Source organism: Rhizobium sp. TH2 (assembly GCF_024707525.1).
GTDB lineage: Bacteria > Pseudomonadota > Alphaproteobacteria > Rhizobiales > Rhizobiaceae > Rhizobium_E.
Genome location: NZ_CP062231.1, coordinates 1373726 through 1396318 on the forward strand (window position 1 = coordinate 1373726; position 22593 = coordinate 1396318).

The window sequence follows — 22593 nt, forward strand, 5'->3', positions numbered from 1 at the left end:
GACGCCTTTGTACCGGAGGCGATACCGACTGCGCTTGACCGTTCTTGCGGTCGCCAGATTTTTTCTTCCATAGCATAAGGACATTGAGATGACCGCAGACGCTCTCATCGCCGGGCGCGAACGGAAATTCGCGCGTATCGAACTGAAGATGCTGGGCGAGGCCGGCGCTTTTTCCGGCTATGCCAGCCTGTTCGGAGAAGTCGATCTCGGCAAGGACCGGGTCGAGCGCGGCGCCTTTCTGAAATCGCTGGCACGGCGTGGCGCCAGCGGCGTGCGGATGCTGTTCCAGCACGATCCGGCCGAACCAATCGGCGCCTGGCGGGTGATCCGCGAGGATGGCCGCGGACTTTATGTCGAAGGCGTATTGTCGGATGGCGTCAAGCGGGCGCGGGAAGTGCACCAGCTGATGAAATCGAGGGCGATCGACGGGCTGTCGATCGGCTTCCAGACGGTGCGGTCGAAGGCGGAACCGAAGACCGGGATTCGCCAGATCCTGGAGGCGGATCTCTGGGAGATCTCGGTGGTGACCTTTCCGATGCTGCCGAGCGCCCGGATTTCCGAAGTCAAGGAAGGCGGCAGCGCGATGAGCCTGACAGAGAAGGGATTGATCCGGGCGATGCGGGATGCGGCCCGCTCGATAAGAACGTTTGCATGAATTTCAACGAAGAGGATTTGAGACATGGATAACCAGAGCATGACTGCCGCGCCGGAGATCAAGGCGGTGCCGGATACGATCGCCGATGCGTTCGACGGTTTCATGGGCGCCTTCGAGGCGTTCAAGGATGCCAATGACAAGCGGCTCGACGAGATCGAGAAGAAGCTGACTTCGGATGTCGTGACCCGCGACAAGGTCGATCGCATCAACAAGGCGGTCGACGAACAGAAGAAGGCGCTCGATCAGTTGGTGATCAAGAAGGCACGGCCGGTACTCGGCGGTGGCGGGGCATTGGGCCTCGACCAGATGGAACACAAGGCGGCATTCGAGACCTATATCCGCCGCGGCGACGACAGCGGGCTGAGAGTGCTGGAGGAGAAGGCGTTTTCGACCGCGACCGGCTCGGATGGCGGCTACCTGGTGCCGAACGAGACCGACAGCGAGATCGGGCGCCGGTTGTCGGTGGCCTCGCCGATCCGGTCGCTGGCGACGGTGCGGCAGGTTTCGGGCCATGTGCTGAAGAAGCCCTTCGCGCTTGCCGGCCTATCGACCGGTTGGGTCGCAGAGACAGGCGCACGGACCGAGACGGCGACGCCGTCGCTCGCGGAACTCTCCTTCGAGACGATGGAGCTCTATGCGATGCCGGCGGCAACGCAGGGGCTGCTCGACGATAATGCCGTGGATATCGAAAGCTGGATCGCCTCCGAGGTGGATATCGCGTTTGCCGAACAGGAGGGTACGGCCTTCGTTTCCGGCAACGGCACCAACCGGCCGAGGGGCTTTCTCGCCTATACCAATGTCGCCAACGCCAGCTGGAGCTGGGGCAATATCGGCTATCTCGCCACCGGCGTTTCCGGAGCGTTCGCGGCATCCGGACCGGGTGATATCCTGATCGACGCGGCCTATGCGCTGAAGGCGGGCCACCGCCAGAATGCGAGCTATGTGATGAACCGCACCACCCAGGCGGCGATCCGCAAGTTCAAGGACTCGCAGGGCAACTATCTCTGGCAGGCACCGTCGGCGATCGGCCAGCCGGCGACGCTGATGGGCTTTCCGGTGACCGAGGCCGAGGACATGCCGGATGTCGGCTCGAACGCCTTTTCGATCGCGGTCGGCGACTTCCGCGCCGGATACCTGGTGGTCGATCGGACCGGCGTGCGGGTGCTGCGCGACCCCTATTCGGCCAAGCCGTATGTGCTCTTCTACACCACCAAGCGGGTCGGCGGCGGCGTGCAGAATTTCGAGGCGATCAAGCTGGTGAAGTTCGGCGTGAGCTGACGGACAATAGCAAAACGGCCGGGAGATTGGTCCCGGCCGTTTCAAGCACTCGCGTAAGGCGGGGCTCAGGAGCCTTCGATGCATTCGGTGATTTCGCAGGTCTGATCGGTCGTGGCGCGGTTGGCGCATTCGTTCAGCGCTCTCGTCGTAGCATCGTCCTGATTGTCGAAATTGTAGCTGTAGCCGTAGGTGCCGTCCTCCGAGACGGCGATGCAGCCCCAGGCATTTGCAGTGCCGGTGGAGGCGATGGCGGCGGCCAAGATGGCGAGAGCGGTCAGTCCAATGCGCATGGTGTTCACGTCGTACCCCTGTAAGGCTCGGAATTCTGGTTCAGTCCGTAGCGATAGGCTGCGCAGGACTCACGGGTAGTACCAAGCAGCAAGCAGGCGCCCGTGCAAGCGATCTTCGGCGGTAACCTTACCGTGCCGCCGCCTCCAGGTTGAGCCGCACGGCGATAAAATCATCAAGGGAAAATAATGACATACGCTCCTATTCAACCGCCGCTGGCGGAGCCGCTGACGCTTGCCGATCTGAAGGCCCATATCCGGGTCGAAGGCAATGACGAGGACACTCTGCTCGCCGGCCTGATCCGGGTTGCGCGCGAACATCTCGAGCGCGTGACGGGTCTGGCGCTGATCAGCCAGGGCTGGCGGCTCTATCTCGATTGCTGGCCGGACAATGGCCCGCTGGAGATTTCGCGCGGGCCGGTGCTTGCGGTGGACGCCGTGCGCGCTTTCGACGAACTCGGCGAGGAGAGCGAGGTGACGCTCGCAGGCCATGTGCTGGACGGCTTGCGCCGGCCGGCGCGGCTGTGGCTGCGGGAGCGGCCGGCGGCGCGCCAGGCGATGAATGGGATCGAGGTGGATTTCACCGCCGGCTTCGGCGAGAGCGGGGCCGATGTGCCCGATACGCTCAAGCGCGCGATGCTGGTGCATGCGGCGCATTGTTACGAGTTCCGTGGCGCGGTGCCGATCGAGATGCAGCCGGCCTCGGTGCCTGACGGCTATGACCGGCTGGTCGCGCCCTTCCTGATGCGGAGGCTCTGATGAACCTGACATTTCTCGATGCCGGGCAACTGACGGCGCGGCTTGACCTTGAGTCACCCGTGGAGACGCCGGACGGCCAAGGTGGGGTGACGGTGAGTCATGCCGTTGAGTCAACGCTCTGGGCACGGATCGAACCGGTGTCCGCTGTGCGTGAGGAACTCGGCCATATCGACCGGCAGGCGGTGACGCACCGGATCTGGGTCCGCCGCACCGAGGGTGTGAGCGCGGGCAAGCGGTTTCGCAAGGGTGGCCGGATTTTCGAGATCCACACGGTGCATGATCCCGATGAGCGCGGCCGCTATCTCGTCGCCCAAGTGACGGAGGTGTAAGATGGCAGGTTCCGCCAATGCATTGCAGGCCGCGATCTTTTCGCGGCTGACCGGCGACACGACGCTGACCGGGATGATCGGCGCGGGCGCCGTGTTCGATCGGCGGATAACCGGGAGGGCGATGCCGTATGTCGTGCTGAGCGAGGTCGCCACGAGCGATTTCGGCCCGGACGCAGAAGAGCATCTCGTGACGATCGAGGCCTGGTCCGATGCTGAGGGCCGCAAGCAGGCGCAGGAAATCGCCGCGCGGGTAAAGGTTTTGCTCGATGGCACGGCGCTGAGTCTGGCGGGTTTCGTGCTGGTCAATCTGATGCACCGGAGCACACGGGCACGGCGGGAGCCGAAGACCAGGGCGCATGTGGCGCAGATGGTGTTCCGGGCGCTGACGGAGGTTTAGCGGACCCGTTTCTCGTCTTTTGTGGGCGCCTCATCGGGCGCCTTTTTCATTTTCCACGAAAGGATTTTCGATGACCGCCCAGAAAGGCAAGGATCTGCTTTTGAAGATCCACAACGGTTCAACTTACGAGACGGTGGCGGGCCTGCGCTCGCGCCGGATCGCCTTCAATGCCGAGACGGTGGAGATCACCGATGCGGAAAGCGCGGGACGCTGGCGGGAACTGCTCGATGGCGCGGGCGTCAAGCGTGCGGCGGTCTCGGGGTCCGGCATCTTCAAGGACCAGACGTCGGATGCGACCGTGCGGACCTCGTTTTTCAACGGCACGATCCTGAACTGGCAGGTGCTGATCCCCGATTTCGGCACCGTGACCGGGCCGATGCAGGTGACCGCGCTCGAATATTTCGGCCAGCACAATGGCGAGGTGATGTTTGATCTCGCGCTCGAAAGTGCCGGCCAACTGGCCTTCGGGGCGGTTTGAGATGGTAGTGGGGGCGGGGCGGGCGAACCGCGTGCGCGGCGAGATCGAAGCCGTGATCAATGGCGAGCGGCGCATCCTCTGCATGACTTTGGGTGCGCTGGCTGAACTCGAAACTGCTTTCGGGGTCGATAATATCGGCGACTTGGCGGGGCGCTTTTCGGGCGGAAGAATCGGTATCCGGGATGTGATGGCGATCATCGCCGCGGGACTGCGCGGCGGCGGCAACGTGATCGAAGACGGTGATCTCGGCGACATGCGCGTCGAGGGCGGGCTTGGTGGTGCGGTGAGCCTGGCGGCAACGCTGCTGGCGAGTGCATTTGCGCCGGAGGGCCAGAACCAAAACCCTTGAATGCCGCAGCAGCCCGATCGACCGATGCCCGTCCGCAGCCTTTCCCCTGGGGCGCGGCTTTGCATTTCGGGCTCGGGCTGCTGCGGCTAACCCCAAATGCATTCTGGGCGCTGAGCGTCAGGGAATTTCTGGCTCTGGGCGGCGCGATGCGGCCCAGCAATGGCATCGACCGGCACGGGCTCGAGGCGCTGATGGAAAAATGGCCGGACAGCGGCGGATGATCGCCGGCAGAGGAGATATTCATGGAACCTGATGACATTGAGGACGCGCTATCCGGCGCGGAGGAGCTGAGCGCTGTGCTCGACGATCTGGAGGCGCGGTCGCGTTCCTTCGGCTCGGCCATCACCACGGCGTTGAAAGGCGCGGTGCTCGACGGCGACAGCCTGATCGAGGTGCTGCAGAACATTGCTTATCGCTTTTCCTCGATCTCGCTCGATGTGGGATTGAAACCGCTGGAGACGTCGATCGGATCGATGGTGTCGGGGGCGAGCAACATGTTGTCGGGCGCGATCGGTTTCTCACATGGCGGCGTGCCGGGGCGCGTGCAGGCCTTTGCCACGGGCGGTGTGGTTTCGCAGCCGACTTATTTTCCCATGGCTGGTGGAACCGGCCTGATGGGCGAGGCGGGCAGCGAGGCGATCATGCCGCTCAAGCGCGGGCCGGACGGACGGCTGGGCGTGGCGGCGGGCGAGGCCGGCGCGCCGGTGCAGGTGATTTTCAATGTCAATGCCACCGACGCCCAGAGCTTCCGCAAATCGGAAGGCCAGATCAATGCGATGCTGACCCGTGCCGTGGGCCGGGGCCGGCGGGGAGTGTGAGCCATGACCTCATTCCACGAAATTCAATTTCCGCTGCGGCTGGCGCTTGGCACCAGCGGCGGGCCATACCGGCGGACGGATATCGTTTCGCTCTCGAACGGGCGCGAGAGCCGCAACCGGCGCTGGAAGGATGCGCGGCGGCACTATGATGCTGGGTCCGGCATACGTTCGGTGAGTGACCTCTATGAGGTGCTGGCCTTCTTCGAGGCGCGGGCCGGGCAGCTCTATGGTTTTCGTTTTACCGATCCGGTTGATTTCCAATCCTGCGGGCCGGAGGGGACGGTGTCGTCCGACGACCAGCCGCTGGGGATCGGCAATGGCGCACGGACAGCGTTTCAGTTGCTGAAGATCTATGGCGATGCTGGCGGGACGACTGAGCGTGTGATTGCCAAGCCGCGAGCCGGCAGCGTTGCGGTTCGGATCGACGGCGCTGCGGTGAGCGCGGATTACTTCGGCGTCGATCTCGCGACGGGAATCGTGACCTTCGATACCGCGCCGATCAACGGCGCCGTCATTCGTGCCGGGTTCCGTTTCGACGTGCCGGTGCGGTTCGATACGGACCGGATCGAGATCAATCTCGACGCGTTCCATGCCGGACGCATTCCTTCGATTCCACTTGTGGAGATCATGCCATGAAAGTGATCGATCCGGATCTCAAGGCGCATCTCGAAAGCGATGCGACGACGCTCTGCCATGCCTGGCGGGTGACCCGCCGCGATGGCGTGGTACTCGGCTTCACCGACCACGACCATGACCTGGTGTTCGACGCGACAACTTTCCTCGCCGCCAGCGGCTTCGAGGCGAGCGACTGGGAGAGCGTTGGCGGGCTCTCGGCGCCTTCCGGCGATGTGGCGGGCGCACTCTCGTCCGAGGCGATTGCGGACACCGATGTCGCGGCCGGAAAGTATGACGGGGCGAAGGTCGAGCTTTTCCTCGTCAATTGGGCGATGCCCGTCCAGCATATGCGTCTGAAGGTGCTGGAGATCGGTGAGGTCACGCGCTCCGAGGGCTTTTTCAAGGCCGAGATGCGCAGCGTGGCGCATAGGCTCGATGAGAGCCGGGGTCGGATCTATTCGCGCCGTTGCGATGCCACCTTCGGCGATGCGCGTTGCGGCAAGAATGCCGATAATCCCGATTTCACGGCTGATGGCGCGGTCGGCGCGATTGCCGACACGACACGGATTTCCGCCCATGGGATCAGTGCCTTTCCCGCCGGCTTCTTCCGCTACGGCGTGATCCGCTTCACATCCGGACCAAATGCCGGCGTCGCCGCCGATATCGAGAGCCACCGCAAGGTGGGCGGCGCGGTGATCGTCGTGTTCTGGCTGCCGCTCGCCGTGGCGCCCGATCCGGGCGATACGTTCACCATCACCGTCGGCTGCGACAAGATTTTTTCGACCTGCAAGGCGAAGTTCAACAACCAGCGAAACTTCCGCGGTTTCCCGCATATGCCCGGCGCCGACTTCGCCTATACCTATGCCGACGGCGAGACCGAACATGACGGCGGGGTGCTCTATGAGTGACGTCGTCGCAATTGCACGGAGCTGGATCGGCACGCCCTACCGGCACCAGGGATCGCGCAAAGGCGTGGGCTGCGACTGCCTGGGCCTGATCCGCGGCATCTGGCGCGAGCGCTACGGCGAGGAGCCGGAAACGCCCGGCGCCTATGGCATGGACTGGGCGGAACGGAGCGGCGAGGAGCGGCTCTATCTCGCGGCACTCCGGCATTTCGGCGATCCTGTGCCGGTGGCCTCGATGGCGCCGGGCGACCTGTTGTTGTTTCGATGGCAGGAGGGGGCGTCGGCAAAGCATCTCGGGATACTGAGCGGGCCGGGGCGGTTCATTCATGCCTATGAGCAGGCGGGGGTGATCGAGAGTGCGCTGGTGCCAAGTTGGCGGAGGCGGGTGGCTTGGGTGTTTCGGTGGGCGGGGGATAGTGTGTTGGATACGGAATGGCGATCTGTTACCATCGTGCGAAAGGTGAGCACGATGAAACCGTCATTGGCATTGCGAGGCAAAGAAGAGGCGATCCGCGAGCTGGCCGCGCGCCGTCGCACTGCCAATCCGCGCGTGTTCGGATCCGTGCTGCATGGCTCTGACAAGGACGGCAGCGATCTCGATATCCTCGTTGATGCCTTGCCTGGAACGACGCTTTTTGACTTGGGCGGCCTAACCGAAGACCTCACAGAACTGGTTGGCATTCCGGTCGATGTCCGAACGCCGCAGGAACTTCACGAAAGATTCCGTGACACGGTTTTAGCCGAGGCTCGCCCTGTGTGAGCGACAAGCTGGACAATTACCTAGAGCAAGTAGAAAGCGCAGCTCGTAGAGCAGCCAGCAAACGCTTGATGAATTTCTCGCAGATGTGAAGACGCAGCATGCCGTCGCAATGAGCTTTACCGTGATGGGCGAAGCGGCGACGAAGATTGCCACCCTGTATCCCGACTTCGTGGCGAATACACCGGCGATAAGCTGGCGCGAAATGCGCGGAATGCGGCATCACATTGCCCATGTTTATTTCAGCATCGATCACGCGATCCTCTGGCAGACTGTACGGAACGATCTTCCTGCGCTGGTGCAAGAGATCGCGCGCCTGCGGGCAAGCCGTTCAACCGATCCGAATTGATCGGTCCAAACTTCTTCTCAATTCCCCCCGGAGTAACTCCCCATGGCAACCCTATTGTTGCAGGCCGCCGGCGCGACTGTCGGCGGGCTGTTCGGGCCCGTTGGCGCGATGATCGGCAGGGCGGCGGGTGCGCTCGCCGGCAACCTGATCGATCGCAGCATCATTTCGGGTTGGACGACCGTCGAGGGCACGCCGCTCGAAAGCGCGCGCATTCCCGGCGCGCAGGAAGGCACGCCGGTGAGCCGCGTCTATGGCACCGCGCGGGTCGGCGGCACGCTGATCTGGGCTACGCGGTTCATCGAGGAAGTGACGGAGGAGCGCTCCGGCGGCAAGGCGACGGGGCCGCGGATCGAAACGTTCAGCTATTATGCGAACTTTGCCATCGGCATCTGCGAGGGGCCGATCTCCAGTATCCGGCGTATCTGGGCCGACGGGCGGGAGCTCGACCAGATGGGGATCGAGATGCGTGTGCACCGGGGCGGCGAGGACCAGGAGCCCGATCCGCTGATCGGTGCCAAGCAGGGCTATGACAATACGCCGACCTATCGCGGGCTGGCCTATGTCGTCTTCGAACGGCTGCCGCTCGACACGTTCGGCAACCGCATTCCTGTATTGCAGTTCGAGGTGATCCGGCGTGTCGGAAATCTGGAGAAAGATATCCGCGCGATCACCATCATTCCGGGCGCCACCGAGCACGGCTACAGCCCCACAAATGTGACCGAGGAGCTGGGCGACGGCGAGGCGCGGTTTCTCAATCGCAACCAGTTGCGGAACGGCACCGACTGGACGGCATCGATCAGCGAACTCCGGGATATCTGCCCCAATCTCGAACGCGTGGCGCTGGTCGTCTCCTGGTTCGGCGACGATCTCCGGGCGCATCAATGCCAGATCATGCCCGGCGTGGAGAAGGACAACCGCGACGGCGAGAGCGTGCCCTGGCAGGTGGCCGGGCATACGCGCGGCAATGCGCGCCTGATCTCGCGCGTGGGCGGCAGGCCCGCCTATGGCGGTACGCCCAACGACGCGAGCGTCGTCGCTGCTATCCGTCATCTGAAAGACGCGGGTCTGAAGGTGTTTCTCTATCCCTTCCTGATGATGGATATTCCGGAGGATAATGGCTTGGCTGATCCCTATGGCGGGAGTGAAGGCCAGTCGAAATATCCCTGGCGCGGGCGCATCACCTGTCATCCTGCGGCGGGACAACCGGGCAGTCCGGACCATAGCCTTGAAGCTCGCGGTCAGATCAATGCGTTCGTCGGGGATGCGGCGGCCGGCGATTTCGATGTGTCGGGCGACACCGTGATCTATTCCGGCAGCGATCGCGGCTATCGGCGAATGATCCTGCACTATGCGCTGTTGGCCGAGGCGGCAGGTGGGGTCGATGGGTTGATCATCGGCTCGGAGCTGCGCGGCCTGACATCGGTGCGCGACGGCACCAACGATTTTCCCTTTGTCGAGAAACTGGCCGAGCTTGCAGGCGATGTTCGCGACATCACGGGCAACAAAACCAAGCTGACCTATGGCGCCGACTGGAGCGAGTATTTCGGCTATCATCCGCAGGACGGATCGGGAAACGTCTTCTTCAACCTCGACCAGCTCTGGACCCATGATGCGATCGATGCGGTCGGCATCGATAATTATATGCCGCTGACGGATTTCCGCGACGAGGACTTTGTGGGACTCCAGCCTGACGATGCGCGGACCTCCGCCGACAAGGCGGCGATGACGACGGCGATTACCTCCGGCGAGGGCTTCGACTGGTATTACGCCACCGATGCTGACCGGGTGGCGCGTGTGCGCACGCCGATCGTCGACGGGCTGGCGGGCAAGCACTGGGTCTATCGCTACAAGGATATCGAGGGCTGGTGGAGCAACCGTCATTATAAGCGGGTGGGTGGAGTGGAATCCGCGAGCCCGACAGCCTGGCTCGCCGGGATGAAGCCGATCTGGTTCACGGAGCTCGGCTGCCCGGCGATCGATCGCGGCGGCAACCAGCCGAACGTCTTCGTCGATGCCAAGAGCTCCGAGTCGGCACTTCCCTATTTTTCGGGCGGCATGCGCTCCGACGAGACGCAGCGGCGCTTTCTCGATGCCCATCACGCATGGTGGAACAGCGACGCCGCTCCCGCCGGCATGGTCAACCCGGGTCATATGTTCCTCTGGGCGTGGGACGCTCGCGCCATGCCTGCTTTTCCCGAGGACAGCAGTCTGTTCGCCGATGGCGGCAACTGGACGCTCGGCCATTGGCTGAATGGGCGGTTGGGGGGCGGGACGCTCTCGACGGTGATCGCTGCGATCCTGAGGGATCACGGTGTCACGAATTTCGACGTGTCCGGCGTGTCGGGCGAACTCAAGGGCTATGTCGCTGGCAATCTTGCCTCGGCGCGGGCGCTGCTTGAACCGCTGGTCTCGGCGTATCGGCTGGATGTGACCGACATCGACGGTATGATGACGTTCCGGTCGCGTGGGCAGATCTCGGCGCCGGCAAGCGAGATCTCGGTCTTTGCCGATCGGGATGACGAGCCGCGCTGGACTGAGATGAACGGCCAGGACTCGGATTTCGCCAGCGAGGCGGTGATCGATTTCCAGGGCGAGGCGGACGAGTATGAGAGCCAGACGGCGCGCTCGCGGCGCATCGAGCCGGTCAATGACCGCATCTTGCGGGTCGGGTTGCCCGGTGTGCTGCCGGAGGAATCGGCAGCACCCGTGGTTGAGGGGCTGCTCAGGGACCACAGGCTTTCCCGGCGTCAGGTGCGATTCTCGCTGCCACCGACGGCGCTGGAATGTGAACCGGGCGATGTGATCACGCTGGCCGAAGGGCCGGCGGGACGTTTCGTGATCACCCGCATCGAGGATGGCGAGACCCGCGACGTCGAAGCGCGACAGACCGGATCGGGCGACAGCGCATCGGACTATACGCGCTCGGGAAAACGCTGGCGCGGCCGCGATGGCAACAAGGCCTTCTCGCCGGTCATTCATCTGATGGATCTTGCGCGATATGAAGATGGCGAGGGTTTTGCCCGGGTTGCCGTCGCGGCCCGGCCGTGGAAGCGAGTGGTCCTGTCGGTCTCGCCGGAGAGCGAAAATTATCAGCGCCGTCTGGTTCTGTCGCGTCCGGCCAGGATGGGCCGGGTTACACTGGCGATCTCCGGCGGCGTGACGGGCCGGATCGACGAGGCAAGCCGGATATCGGTGCGCATGATCTATGGCGGGCTTTCGTCGGTGTCGGAGCTTGCGCTGCTCAATGGTGCGAACCGGGCGGCGATTAAGGCAGCGAGTGGCGAATGGGAGATCATTGGTTTCCGCAGCGCCGAAGAGGTCACGGAGAACCACTGGGAACTTTCGGGCTTGCTGCGCGGGCTTGCCGGCACGGAGGACGCCATGGCGGCGGGCGCTGCCGTCAGTGCGCCTTTCGTTGTGCTCGATGAAGGTGTGAGAAGCCTCCGCCTCGAGGCTGATGAGGCGGGGTTGGTGCTCAACTGGCTGGCGGAAGCCGCGGGCTCGGGTGGCGGCAGCGTCGGACCGGTGAGTTTTGCCGGTGGAGTGAGGAGCGAGACGCCGCTTTCGCCGGTGCATCTGGCGGCGGTCCGTACAGGTGGGGGCATTCAATTGATCTGGGTTCGGCGCAGCCGGATCGCTGCCGATGGTTGGGAAGGCGACGAGATTCCGCTCGATGAGGATGTCGAGGCCTATCAGGTCGAGATCCTCAATGGCGGAGCGCCCGTCCGAACGGTCTCGGCCAACGCGCCATCGTTCCTCTACACATCGGCGATGGAGATTGCCGATTTCGGTGGTCCGCAAACGGTGATCAGTTTCCGCGTCCGGCAGAAGGGCGGGAAGGTGGCGCTGGGCATCGCGGCCGAAGCGAATATCGAACTCTAGATTTTGAAAAGAAAGGATTTTCCAATGATCGATACGAAATACTGGTACCAGTCGAAGACCGTCTGGGGCTCCCTGATCGCAATCCTCGCCAGCGTTCTGCAGGCGGGCGGCTTCGAACTCGACGAAGGTGCGCAGGGCGATCTCGCTGAGGGCATCGTGGCGCTCGGCGGCGCGATCGGCGGCCTGCTGGCGCTCTATGGCCGTCTCAGCGCCGACAAGCGGCTCGGTTGACGAAAGGATTACCATAGCGACAACCGGCAACTTCCTGGGAGCCCCACATTCATTTGCCATTCATTGTGGTTCGACTAAAGATGATCACAGGTGAGCAAAAATCCCCGAGAGGGATATGGAAAGTAGATGACATCGTTTGTGGTAACGGCGCTGGTGGCGGCAGGCTTGATGGTGACCCCATCCGAGCCGCTTCCCGACGCCGGTGTGAATGCCCCCCGGGCTGAGGTCGCGCAGGCGCGCGGCGCCTGCGATCGTGCCGTGGAGCAGGCGCTCGAAATGACCGGCGGCGAATTGCTGTCGGTGCAGCCTGCCCGCAACGGCAAGCCCATCTGTCGCGTCACCGTCCTCGTCGTGAAAGCCAATGGCCGCCCGAAAAAGATCAGACTCCGCATTCCCATGGACTTCTAGCGACCTGTCCATCAATCCGCCAGCGTGGACTGCAAATGGCGTTGTCTGCGCTTCCGGTGCGCACGTACTTTTACGTACGCTGCGCTCCGGTTCTCGACAGCACCATTTTCGTCACACGCTGACGAATTGCTGAACAGGTCGCGCGTCGCGGCTGGTTGCGGGCAATTCTTGAACCGATGGCGATGGATGGCTAGGGTAGCATTCTAGAGAAATCAGGAATTATCGATGCGCATACTTGTTGTCGAAGACGATCAGAACCTCAATCGCCAGCTCACCGACACGTTGAAGGAGGCGGGCTATGTGGTCGATCAGGCCTTCGATGGCGAGGAAGGCCACTATCTCGGTGAGAACGAACCTTATGATGCGGTCGTGCTGGATATCGGCCTGCCCGAGATGGACGGCGTGACGGTGCTCGAGAAATGGCGCGAGGCCGGCCGCAAGATGCCGGTGCTGATCCTGACCGCCCGTGATCGCTGGAGCGACAAGGTGGCGGGCATCGATGCCGGCGCCGACGATTACGTGACCAAGCCTTTCCATATGGAAGAGGTGCAAGCGCGGTTGCGCGCGCTGATCCGTCGCGCGGCAGGGCATGCGAGTTCCGAAATCTCCTGCGGTCCGGTCAAGCTCGATACCAAGAGCTCGAAGGTCACCGTCAACGGCATGACACTGAAGCTCACCAGCCACGAGTTCCGGTTGCTTTCCTATCTCATGCATCACATGGGGCAGGTGGTTTCGCGCACCGAACTGGTCGAGCACATGTACGACCAGGATTTCGACCGCGATTCCAACACGATCGAGGTCTTCGTCGGGCGGCTGCGCAAGAAGATGGGCATCGACCTGATCGAGACCGTGCGGGGCCTGGGCTATCGCATGCAGCCGCCGGCAGACGGAGACGCCAAGGGCGGCAAATAATGGCGGACAGCGCGGACAGCGGGCCGACCGCCGAGACGGCCAAGGGAAAACTGGTCCGGCGCCTGCGCGCATTCTCGGCATCGCTGCCGGCCCGGCTGAACTCGCTGACCGCCCGCGTCTTGCTCTACACCACCGTCTGGTCGGTGATCGGGCTGGTTATCCTCGCCTTCGTCATTTCCAACCTCTATGCCGCCGGCGCCGAGCGAAATCTGCGCGATCTTCTCCGGACGCAGCTCTATTCGGCCGTCAATTCCGTTTCGATCGATCCCGAGACCAAGGCGCTCCAGGGCCGGCCGGCGCTTGACGAGCTGGCGTTCCAGCAGCCCGGCAGCGGCTGGTACTGGGAGGTGCTGCCGCTGGGCGACTACAAGACTGACAAGCTCGCCTCCGACAGCATGGAAGGCATCCAAGTGCCGACGCTTTCCAACACCGAAGTGCAGTTCAACCCGCGCTTCGAGCGCTTTTACCAAACGAAGGACTCGGCCGGAAACGATGTACGCGTCGCCGAAGCCGAAATCAGCATGCAGGAAGAGGCCAGCGACGAGGGCAGTGATTTCTCCGCTGACGAGCCGGAGGCTGTCTATCGCAGCGTCCGCTTCCGGATGATCGGCAACCACAAGGTCGTCGGCGACGATGTGGCGCTCTTCAACCGCAGCCTCTATTTCGCTTTGGCGCTGTTCGGCGCCGGGTCGCTGGTGCTCAATGCGTTCGTCGTGCTCGTGGGTCTAAGGCCACTCGATCGTGTGCGGGCGGCGCTGACCCGGATCCGGGATGGGCACGCCGAGCGGCTCGACGGCAACATGCCGCTGGAGATCCAGCCGATGGCGACAGAGGTCAACGCACTGATCGAGAGCAATCGTCGCGTCGTCGAGCGCGCGCGCATGCAGGTCGGCAATCTCGCGCATTCGCTGAAGACGCCGATCGCCGTACTGCTCAACGATGCCAGCCAGATGCAGGCGCCGCACAATGATCTGGTCCGTTCGCAGGCCGAGATCATGCAGGTCCAGGTGCAATCCTACCTCAACCGCGCCCGCATAGCCGCCCAGCGCGACAGTATCCTTGCGCGCACGGAGGCCGAGCCCGTGCTGCAGAGACTGGCGCGCGTCATGCGCAAACTCAATCCCGATAAGGACTACGCGCTTTCGATCGAGCCCAAGACCCTGAGGCTCGCCATGGAGGCGCAGGATATCGAGGAAACGATCGGCAATCTCGTGGAGAATGCCAGCCGCTTCGCGAAGCACCGGATCACGATCACCGCGCGCATCGCGCCACAGGGCGTGACGGGCGACGATCCCGCGCGCCGGCACTGGGCGCAATTGACGATCGAGGACGACGGTCCGGGGCTGGAACCCGGCCAGATCAAGGAAGCGCTCAAGCGCGGCCGCAGGCTCGACGAGAGCAAGCCGGGCACCGGATTGGGCCTGTCGATCGTCTCGGAGATCGTCTCCGAATACAAGGGCGCGTTCTCGCTTTCTCGCGCCGCGTCCGGCGGGCTTCGGGCCGAACTGGTGTTGCCGATGATCGCTGCCCGGGAGAATTGAGACAATTCACTAACAGCCGACACGGTTTAGGGGTCGCCGAATCGAATATAAGCCGGTTATGATGCTGCCTTAATACTGCCATCAGTGCTGAGCAGATGGGATTGATACCGTGACTGTCTCGCAGTCGCGGGTTTGAAGGGGCAAAGCAGATTCGAATGGCGATCCTCGATCCCGCAATCATGAGCCGCATGAAGCTTGCCGGCATGCTGTTGGCCGCCCTGCTCGCGGCGGGTTGCACCACCACGTCGGGATCGGACAGGCTCGATGAAACCGGCGAGCAGATGTCCGAGGCGACGACAAGCGAACCCGAACCCTCCGCTTTCTATATCCAGGCGCTGAAGGGCGGGCTGGTTTCCAAGATCACCGACATCAAGCTCTCCTCCGCCGACCGTTCGCGGGCGCTGGAGGCGGAATACAAGGTGTTGGAAAGCACGCCGAGTGGCCAGACCGTCGCCTGGGAAGGTTCCGGCGGGATGAAGGGCCAGGTGATCGCGGCTGTGCCCTACCAGGTCGGTTCACAGAACTGCCGGCAATATAGCCATTCGATCACGCTCAAGACGGGTGCCGAGCCGAAGCTGGCGCGCGGTGCCGCCTGCCGCAATGCCAACGGCTCCTGGACGCCGCTCTGAATTTTTGCTGTTCTCAGAACTGGAAAGGCAGGACCCGCTCCGCAGGTCCGGCCTTTTTTGGCGTTTTGGCCACGTCAAGCCGCCAGGCAGGCGTAGCGGATCTGCTCGACATGGCGGCGATCGGTGCCGCAGCAGCCCCCCAGGACCGTGAACTGGCTGTGCCTGTCGCGCAGTTCGCGATAGCGCGCACCGAAATCGACGGGATCGCCGGCATCGAGGTCCGGAGAGGAGTCAAGTTCGGCATGGCTGCGGGTCGATGCGTTGCCGCGAATGCCGCGGATGCGCTGCAGCCAGGGCTCGCCGGTTTCAAGGATATGCGCGAAATGCGTGGGATGAGCGCAGTTGATCATGTAATAGACCGGGTAGCCCGTGGTCGCGTCATCGACCGCCTTGATCGCATCGCCGAGCGCCATGCCGCTCGGCAGCCTGCCATCCGTCTCGAGCGTGAAGGAAATGACGACCGGCAGGCCGACGGACTGGGCGGCCAGCGCAATGCCGATGCCTTCTTCGACATAGTTGATTGTAAACGCCGTCGCCATGTCGGCACCGGCGGCGAGAAAGCTCTCGATCTGCGACAGGTGGTATTCACGAGCCTGGTCGGCGGTCATCTGATGGTCCGCGACATAGCCGTCGCCACGTGGACCGATGGCCCCGCTGACGACCATGGGCGACTCTTCCGTCTCAAACCGGTCACGCATCGCGATCATATGTTCCACGCAGCGGCGATTAACCTTGTCGAGCACGTTCCCCACGTAGCCGAGCTTGGCGGCCCAATCGGGATTGGCACGCCAGGTCGCGGTGTCGAGCATGAAGCCGGTCTTCGCCGCGAGTGCGATGCCGATATAGCTTTCATAATAAGCCTCCAGCATGCGCCGGCCAGCGTCGGTATCGATCAGCGGGAAGGAAGCGAAATGCGGGAGGTCGATGCCATCCTGGAAGATCAGGGTTGTTTCGAGACCCCCATCTGTGAGGAAGATCCGGTTTGCGAGCTGAGGCAGTGCCTTGCGGTATTTCGACATGACGGTTGTCCATCTCAAGGTTGACATTGGTGCCGTTGGCCCGGCAGGGCATTCTGCCAAACGGATGTCGCAGGTTGGCGAACCGGATTGCCGCAGCGAATTGCGGCTTATCGCCTCAAATTTGCGTTATGTTTGATCCTGGTCATTGGAATGTCGAGTCCTTTCACATAGTGGATCGTGGACATGTTCTGGATTCTTGCCATTTCGATTGCGCTGGTCGCAGCGCTGCTGATCGCCTCTCCGCTGCTTCGGCGCGGGGAAGAGGACGTGACCGCGCGTCCGAACGATGCGGAAGTCTATCGAGACCAGCTCTCCGAGATCGAAAGCGACGAGAAAAGCGGCTTGATCGACGGGGAAAGCGCCGGACAGGCTCGGGCCGAAATCGCGCGCCGGCTGATTGCCGCGAGCCAGGATGCACCGCGCAAGTCGTCGCTGCTCCGCAGGCGGCAGGCAGTGATGCTAGCCGTCGTTCTCTGTCTTGTGGTGCCCGCGGGGGCAGTGGCGCTTTATAGCCACGCCGGCCTGCCGGATGAGCCGGATTTTCCGCTCAGGGCGCGCTTCGAAAGTCCGCAGCCCGACAGCAACATCCTGATCCGGCGCGTGGAACTCAGGCTCGAAGAGCATCCGGAGGACGGCCGTGGTTGGGAAATACTGGCGCCCGTCTATCTTAAGCGAGGACAGGTCGCTGAGTCTGTGAATGCCTGGCGCAATGCAATCAAGTATCTCGGCGCCGATGCGCGCCGTTATGGCGGCCTCGCCGAGACGCTTGTCGTGAGCAGCAAGGGGCGCGTCGATGTCGAGGCGCGCGATGCCTTCACCAAGATTCTGGAGCTTGTCCCCGGCGATCCCAGGGCGCGCTTCTACCTGGCGCTCGCCGAGGCGCAGGATGGCAAGGCCGACGCCGCGATTGCGGCGCTTGAGGCACTGAAGAAGGCTTCCGATCCCGCCGCCCCCTGGATGGAGGTGACCGACGCGCAGATCGAGCGCATCCGTGCCGAGAAGGAGCAGGCCGCCAAGGCGCCGGGCCACCCGACCCAAGACGATGTGGCGGCGGCAGCCGATATGTCCGACGAGGACCGGACGCAGATGATCCGCACCATGGTCGAGAGCCTCGACGCGCGGCTTGCCGACGACCCGCAGAATTTCGAGGGCTGGAAGCGGCTGCTGCGCTCCTATGTGATGCTGCAGGATCCAGCCAAAGCCACGGAAGCGTTGAAGCGGGCGCTTGCGGCTTTCCCCGCCGACAGCGACAATGGCAAGGCACTGATATCAGATGCAAAGGAACTGGGCATCAGCCTGGAGGGCGTTACGGAATGACCCGCAAGCAGAAGAGACTGGCGCTGATCGGCGGTGGCATGGCCTTCCTCTGCACGGCCGTGATCCTCGTCATGTTCGCCTTCAGCCAGTCGGTCGCCTATTTCTATGTGCCGTCCGACCTCGCCAAGGCCGCGCTGAAGCCCGAGACGCGGGTGCGGCTCGGGGGGCTGGTCAAGGAAGGTTCGTGGAAGCGCGGGCAGGGCATGGTCGAGACATTCGAGGTGACCGATACGCTGGCCACCGTCTCCGTGAGCTATACCGGCATCCTGCCCGATCTCTTTCGCGAGGGGCAGGGCGTTGTGGCGGAGGGCAGGCTCGAGGGTAATCCAATGGTGTTCCGCGCCGACAGCGTGCTCGCCAAGCATGACGAGACCTACATGCCGAAGGATGTCGCCGACCGGCTGAAGGCGAAGGGCGTGACCATGTCGGGCAAGGAGACCATCAAGTGATCGTCGAGCTTGGCCATTTCGCGCTGGCGCTGGCGCTGGTTGCGGCACTCCTGCAGGCGACGGTACCGCTACTCGGCGCGCTACGCCGCGACGAGCGCCTGATGGCGCTCTCGACATCAGGCGCGCTGGTGACCTTCCTGCTGGTGGGCCTCTCCTATTCGGCACTCACCTGGGCCTATGCGACCTCGGATTTCTCGGTGCTGAATGTGTGGGAGAATTCCCATTCGAAGATGCCCGATCTCTACAAGATCACCGGCGTCTGGGGCAATCACGAGGGATCGATGATGCTCTGGCTCTTGATCCTCGTCTTCTTCTCGGCGCTGGTAGCGATATTCGGTGGCAACCTGCCGGCGACGCTGAAGGCCAATGTGCTGGCAGTTCAAGGCTGGATCGCCAGCGCCTTCCTGCTCTTCGTGCTCTTGACCTCCAACCCGTTCACACGCGTGCTGGGGCTTCCCGGCATGAACCCGCCGCCGGCAGAGGGACAGGATCTCAATCCGGTGCTGCAGGATTTTGGCTTGGCGATCCATCCGCCGCTGCTCTATCTCGGCTATGTCGGTTTTTCCGTCTGCTTCTCCTTCGCGGTCGCGGCCCTGATCGACGGGCGGATCGATGCGGCCTGGGCGCGCTGGGTGCGGCCGTGGACGCTGCTTGCCTGGACCTTCCTGACGGCGGGCATCGCCATGGGCTCCTACTGGGCCTATTACGAGCTCGGCTGGGGCGGCTGGTGGTTCTGGGATCCGGTGGAGAACGCATCCTTCATGCCGTGGCTTGCGGGTACGGCGCTGCTGCACTCGGCGCTGGTGATGGAAAAGCGCGAGGCGCTGAAGATCTGGACCGTGCTGCTCGCCATCCTCGCCTTCTCGCTCTCGCTGCTCGGTACCTTCCTTGTGCGGTCGGGCGTGCTGACCTCGGTCCATTCCTTCGCGTCGGACCCATCACGCGGCCTGTTCATCCTCTGCATTCTCGCGATCTTCATCGGCGGGGCGTTTGCGCTGTTCGCCCTGAGGGCCGGTTCGCTGGCGCCGGGCGGATTGTTCCAGCCGGTGTCGCGCGAAGGTGCGCTGGTGCTCAACAACCTGATCCTGGTGGTCGCGACTGGGGCGGTGCTGACCGGCACGCTCTATCCGATGTTGCTGGAAGCTTTGACCGGCGACAAGATTTCGGTAGGTGCGCCTTTCTTCAACATCGCGTTCGGCTGGCTGATGGTGCCGCTGATTGCCGTCCTGCCGCTCGGGCCGCTGCTCGCCTGGAAACGCGGCGACATGGTTGCGGCGGCTCGCCGGCTGCGGCTGGCCTTTGTGCTGTCGCTCACGTTGGGGATCGTCGTCTGGATAGCACGTGGCGATGGGCCGATGCTGACCGCGCTCGGCGTCGCGGGCGGGCTTTGGCTGATCTTCGGCGCGCTGACCGATCTCTGGGGCAGGGCGGGTTTTGCGCGAGCCGGGTTCTCGAACGGTAGTCGGCGGCTGGTCGGCCTGCCGCGCTCGGCCTTCGGCGCAGCGCTTGCCCATGCGGGCCTCGGAGTAACGGTGCTAGGCGTCGTGCTGGTAACGAGCTGGGAGACCGAGCAGGTGCTCGAAATGTCGGCCGGCCAGACGGTGGAGGCGGGAGGCTATTCCGTCCGCTTCGACCGGGAAAGCGTGCGCGCGGGCCCGAACTATGTCGAGGATGCCGCTCATTTCTCGATCCTCACCGGCGGCGTGGTGCAGGCCGAGACCGACAGCGCCAAGCGCATCTATCCGGCGCGCCAGATGCCCACGACCGAGGCGGGCATCGTCAGCTTCGGGCTCTCGCAGTTGTACGTCTCGATCGGCGACAAGACCGAGGACGGCAAGCTCGTCGTGCGTATCTGGTGGAAGCCGTGGATTCTCTGCATCTGGGGCGGGACGCTGGTGATGATGGCGGGCGGAATTGTCTCGCTGTCCGACCGCCGGCTCAGGGTCGGCGCGCCCGCGCGGCGGCCCAAGGCGGCGCCCGTGCTAGGGGCAGCCGAATGAGGACGATCCTGGCGGCGGTGATCTTCTGGGCTGCCTCGCTGACCCCGGCGCTCGCGGTCAATCCCGACGAGGTGCTTGCCGATCCCGCTCTCGAAGCGCGTGCCCGCGCCATCTCCGCCGAACTCCGCTGCATGGTCTGCCAGAACCAGTCGATCGACGATTCCAATGCCGAACTCGCCAAGGACCTGCGGGTGTTGGTGCGGGAGAGGCTGACGGCCGGCGATACGGACGACGAGGTCCTTGCCTATCTCGTTTCCCGCTACGGCGAATTCGTGCTGCTCAAGCCGCCGTTGGGTTTCAACACGATGTTGCTGTGGGGCATGCCGGTGGCGCTTCTGGTGATCGGTGGTCTGGTCATATTCCGCCAGGCAGCAAGGCGCAGGCGGCCCCTCCCGACGCCCGCGCTGTCCGACGAGGAGCAGAAGGCGCTGGACGCGATTCTGGCCGACCGCTCCGGAAAATAATCGGCTCCATACATTACCAATTTTTCATTCTCCGGAAACATTGCCGCAAGGTGCCCGGCTCTACATCTTTCCCATCGAACGAATTCGCCGGTTGCACCGACGCACCGGCACCATCGAAGGAAAATGTGACATGATCGGCAAGTTTGCTAACGTCTCTTCTCTCCTCAAGGCAGGCACTATCGCAGGTGCCGCCGTCGCCGTGACCATTACCGGCATGCCTGTGATCCACAATGCGTTCGCCGCTCCCGTAAAGATCGAAGCCCAACAGGTGCCGGGCTTCGCCGATGTGGTTGCTGCCGTTACCCCGGCCGTCGTTTCGGTTCGCGTCCAGTCGCGCGCCAACCCTGTCAACGACGACATGTCCTTCAATTTCGGCGGCCAGAACGGCTTCGACGATCTGCCCGACGATCATCCTCTGAAGCGCTTCTTCCGTGAATTCGGCGAGGGCGACCAGCAGTTCGGCAATCGCAATCCAGGCCAGCGCAATGACAACCATTGGAACCGCCGCGCCGACAAGAACATGAAGCCGCGCCTGCGTCCCACCTCGCAGGGCTCCGGCTTCTTCATCACCGAAGACGGTTATCTCGTCACCAACAACCACGTGATCGACGGCGGCACGGCGTTCACCGTCGTGATGACCGACGGTACCGAACTCGATGCCAAGCTGATCGGCAAGGATCCACGCACCGACCTCGCCGTGCTGAAGGTGGACGACAAGGAAAAGCGCAAGTTCACCTACGTCTCCTTCGCCGACGAACACAAGGTCCGCGTGGGTGACTGGGTCGTCGCCGTCGGTAATCCCTTCGGCCTTGGCGGCACCGTGACCGCCGGCATTGTCTCGGCACTCGGCCGCGATATCGGCGCCGGCCCCTATGACGACTTCCTGCAGGTCGATGCGGCAGTAAACCGCGGCAATTCCGGTGGCCCGACCTTCAACCTTTCGGGCGAAGTGGTCGGCATCAATACCGCGATCTTCTCACCGTCGGGCGGCAATGTCGGTATTGCGTTTGCCATCCCGGCTTCGGTCGCCAAGGATGTCGTCAACCAGCTGATGAAGGGCGGCGATATCGCCCGCGGCTGGCTGGGCGTCAAGATCGAGCCGGTGACGGCGGATGTCGCCGAATCCCTCGGCCTCGCGGAAGCCGCCGGCGCCCTGATCAATGAGCCGCAGGCCGACTCGCCGGGCTTCAAGGCCGGCCTGAAGGAAGGCGACGTGGTCACCGCGGTCGATGGCGATCCGATCAAGGGACCGAAGGAACTCGCCCGCAAGATCGGCTCCATGCAGCCCAACAAGGTGGTGGATCTCTCGGTCTGGCGCGACGGCAAGTCGATCAGCGTCAAGGTCACCCTCGGCAAGCTGCCGGACGAGAACCGCGTTGCTTCCGCCGATCCCAACATGGGCGGCCAGAATGGCGCCGAGGAACCGGAGACCCCTGCCGAGCAGACCCTCGACAAGCTCGGCATCGTGGTCACCCCGGCCGATGACGGCAACGGCGTGCAGATCACCTCGGTCGATCCCGAATCCGATGCCGCCGACAAGGGCCTGAAGAACGGTGAGAAGATCACCTCGGTCAATAACCAGGACGTCAAGAACGCGGCTGACATCCAGAAGGTGATCGACGAAGCCAAGGCCGGCGGCCGCAAGAAGGCGCTGTTCCAGATCCAGGATCAGAACGGTAACCGCTTCGTGGCGCTCGATCTCGGTTGATCAAGCCCGCCCACAGGCAATGACGACAACCTGACGGATTGCCCTTTCCCCAAAATT

25 protein-coding genes and 2 pseudogenes are annotated in these 22593 nt (G+C 63.4%); 25 read left to right on the plus strand and 2 right to left on the minus strand.

Translation table 11 applies throughout. The annotated features are described in order from the left end of the window. The first annotated feature begins 88 nt into the window (after positions 1-88). Together IHQ71_RS07020 and IHQ71_RS07025 are read left to right on the plus strand one after the other, a co-directional pair. On the plus strand, positions 89-655 hold the full coding sequence (locus IHQ71_RS07020; RefSeq protein ID WP_258161232.1) for an HK97 family phage prohead protease: 567 nt from the start codon (positions 89-91) through the stop codon (positions 653-655). Positions 656-679: 24 nt separating this feature from the next. Beyond that, the gene (locus IHQ71_RS07025; protein ID WP_258161233.1) at positions 680-1933 is read left to right on the plus strand and encodes a phage major capsid protein; all 1254 of its coding nucleotides are present in this window, start codon (positions 680-682) and stop codon (positions 1931-1933) included. Positions 1934-1998: 65 nt separating this feature from the next. Here the strand turns inward: IHQ71_RS07025 and IHQ71_RS07030 are convergent, their stop codons facing one another. Beyond that, positions 1999-2223 (minus strand): DUF4189 domain-containing protein, encoded by a 225-nt coding sequence (locus IHQ71_RS07030; protein ID WP_258162763.1) that lies wholly within the window; start codon positions 2221-2223, stop codon positions 1999-2001. Between the two features lie 186 nt (positions 2224-2409). Between IHQ71_RS07030 and IHQ71_RS07035 the strand changes: the two genes are divergently transcribed. From IHQ71_RS07035 to IHQ71_RS07120, 18 genes and pseudogenes are all read left to right on the plus strand, one after another. Continuing rightward, entirely contained in the window at positions 2410-2979 is a 570-nt protein-coding gene (locus IHQ71_RS07035) for a head-tail connector protein (RefSeq protein ID WP_258161234.1), read from the plus strand. Further along, positions 2979-3308 (plus strand): phage head closure protein, encoded by a 330-nt coding sequence (locus IHQ71_RS07040; protein ID WP_258161235.1) that lies wholly within the window; start codon positions 2979-2981, stop codon positions 3306-3308. The genes IHQ71_RS07035 and IHQ71_RS07040 overlap by 1 nt, the downstream gene beginning before the upstream one ends. Before the next feature lies 1 nt (position 3309). Beyond that, positions 3310-3705, plus strand: a complete 396-nt coding sequence (locus IHQ71_RS07045) for a DUF3168 domain-containing protein (protein ID WP_258161236.1) — start codon at positions 3310-3312, stop codon at positions 3703-3705. 70 nt (positions 3706-3775) lie between these two features. Beyond that, entirely contained in the window at positions 3776-4183 is a 408-nt protein-coding gene (locus tag IHQ71_RS07050; protein ID WP_258161237.1) for a phage major tail protein, TP901-1 family, read from the plus strand. A gap of 1 nt (position 4184) precedes the next feature. Continuing rightward, entirely contained in the window at positions 4185-4532 is a 348-nt protein-coding gene (locus tag IHQ71_RS07055; protein ID WP_258161238.1) for a gene transfer agent family protein, read from the plus strand. Then, the gene (locus IHQ71_RS07060; RefSeq protein ID WP_258161239.1) at positions 4529-4753 is read left to right on the plus strand and encodes a rcc01693 family protein; all 225 of its coding nucleotides are present in this window, start codon (positions 4529-4531) and stop codon (positions 4751-4753) included. The genes IHQ71_RS07055 and IHQ71_RS07060 overlap by 4 nt, the downstream gene beginning before the upstream one ends. A 21-nt stretch (positions 4754-4774) precedes the next feature. Further along, positions 4775-5350 carry a phage tail tape measure protein gene (locus IHQ71_RS07065; RefSeq protein WP_258161240.1) on the plus strand — a complete coding sequence of 192 codons (576 nt, stop codon included), beginning with the start codon at positions 4775-4777 and terminating at the stop codon, positions 5348-5350. A 3-nt stretch (positions 5351-5353) separates the two neighbouring features. Continuing rightward, the gene (locus tag IHQ71_RS07070; RefSeq protein WP_258161241.1) at positions 5354-5986 is read left to right on the plus strand and encodes a DUF2460 domain-containing protein; all 633 of its coding nucleotides are present in this window, start codon (positions 5354-5356) and stop codon (positions 5984-5986) included. Further along, entirely contained in the window at positions 5983-6873 is an 891-nt protein-coding gene (locus tag IHQ71_RS07075) for a DUF2163 domain-containing protein (RefSeq protein WP_258161242.1), read from the plus strand. The genes IHQ71_RS07070 and IHQ71_RS07075 overlap by 4 nt, the downstream gene beginning before the upstream one ends. Continuing rightward, a pseudogene (locus IHQ71_RS07080) lies at positions 6866-7276 on the plus strand (NlpC/P60 family protein); the annotation flags it as partial. The gene IHQ71_RS07075 and the pseudogene IHQ71_RS07080, both read left to right, overlap by 8 nt. A gap of 63 nt (positions 7277-7339) precedes the next feature. Then, positions 7340-7630: a nucleotidyltransferase family protein gene (locus IHQ71_RS07085; RefSeq protein ID WP_258162764.1), complete on the plus strand. Its 291-nt coding sequence runs from the start codon at positions 7340-7342 to the stop codon at positions 7628-7630. Between the two features lie 67 nt (positions 7631-7697). Next, a pseudogene (locus IHQ71_RS07090) lies at positions 7698-7976 on the plus strand (DUF86 domain-containing protein); the annotation flags it as partial. A gap of 42 nt (positions 7977-8018) precedes the next feature. Continuing rightward, a complete protein-coding gene (locus IHQ71_RS07095; RefSeq protein ID WP_258161243.1) occupies positions 8019-11858 on the plus strand; it encodes a glycoside hydrolase/phage tail family protein in 3840 nt (1279 codons plus the stop codon). Positions 11859-11882: 24 nt separating this feature from the next. Next, positions 11883-12089: a hypothetical protein gene (locus IHQ71_RS07100; RefSeq protein WP_258161244.1), complete on the plus strand. Its 207-nt coding sequence runs from the start codon at positions 11883-11885 to the stop codon at positions 12087-12089. A 126-nt stretch (positions 12090-12215) separates the two neighbouring features. Then, the gene (locus IHQ71_RS07105) at positions 12216-12497 is read left to right on the plus strand and encodes a hypothetical protein (RefSeq protein WP_258161245.1); all 282 of its coding nucleotides are present in this window, start codon (positions 12216-12218) and stop codon (positions 12495-12497) included. Positions 12498-12722: 225 nt separating this feature from the next. Continuing rightward, on the plus strand, positions 12723-13409 hold the full coding sequence (locus IHQ71_RS07110; RefSeq protein ID WP_258161246.1) for a response regulator transcription factor: 687 nt from the start codon (positions 12723-12725) through the stop codon (positions 13407-13409). Continuing rightward, positions 13409-14950, plus strand: a complete 1542-nt coding sequence (locus IHQ71_RS07115; protein WP_258161247.1) for a sensor histidine kinase — start codon at positions 13409-13411, stop codon at positions 14948-14950. The genes IHQ71_RS07110 and IHQ71_RS07115 overlap by 1 nt, the downstream gene beginning before the upstream one ends. Before the next feature lie 155 nt (positions 14951-15105). After that, positions 15106-15579 (plus strand): hypothetical protein, encoded by a 474-nt coding sequence (locus IHQ71_RS07120; RefSeq protein ID WP_258161248.1) that lies wholly within the window; start codon positions 15106-15108, stop codon positions 15577-15579. A 74-nt stretch (positions 15580-15653) separates the two neighbouring features. Here IHQ71_RS07120 and IHQ71_RS07125 read toward each other — a convergent pair whose 3' ends face one another. Beyond that, complete coding sequence (locus tag IHQ71_RS07125; RefSeq protein WP_258161249.1) at positions 15654-16598, minus strand: homocysteine S-methyltransferase family protein; 945 nt, start codon at positions 16596-16598, stop codon at positions 15654-15656. A 183-nt stretch (positions 16599-16781) separates the two neighbouring features. Here IHQ71_RS07125 and ccmI point away from each other — a divergent pair, with 183 nt between their 5' ends. From ccmI to IHQ71_RS07150, 5 genes are all read left to right on the plus strand, one after another. Beyond that, positions 16782-17915 carry a c-type cytochrome biogenesis protein CcmI gene (gene ccmI / locus IHQ71_RS07130; RefSeq protein ID WP_258161250.1) on the plus strand — a complete coding sequence of 378 codons (1134 nt, stop codon included), beginning with the start codon at positions 16782-16784 and terminating at the stop codon, positions 17913-17915. Further along, positions 17912-18364, plus strand: coding sequence for a cytochrome c maturation protein CcmE (gene ccmE, locus IHQ71_RS07135; RefSeq protein WP_258161251.1), 453 nt, complete (start codon positions 17912-17914; stop codon positions 18362-18364). The genes ccmI and ccmE overlap by 4 nt, the downstream gene beginning before the upstream one ends. Next, positions 18361-20364, plus strand: coding sequence for a heme lyase CcmF/NrfE family subunit (locus tag IHQ71_RS07140; protein ID WP_258161252.1), 2004 nt, complete (start codon positions 18361-18363; stop codon positions 20362-20364). The genes ccmE and IHQ71_RS07140 overlap by 4 nt, the downstream gene beginning before the upstream one ends. Further along, on the plus strand, positions 20361-20828 hold the full coding sequence (locus IHQ71_RS07145) for a cytochrome c-type biogenesis protein (RefSeq protein WP_258161253.1): 468 nt from the start codon (positions 20361-20363) through the stop codon (positions 20826-20828). The genes IHQ71_RS07140 and IHQ71_RS07145 overlap by 4 nt, the downstream gene beginning before the upstream one ends. A 130-nt stretch (positions 20829-20958) precedes the next feature. Next, entirely contained in the window at positions 20959-22536 is a 1578-nt protein-coding gene (locus tag IHQ71_RS07150) for a Do family serine endopeptidase (RefSeq protein ID WP_258161254.1), read from the plus strand. The last annotated feature ends 57 nt before the right edge of the window (positions 22537-22593 follow it).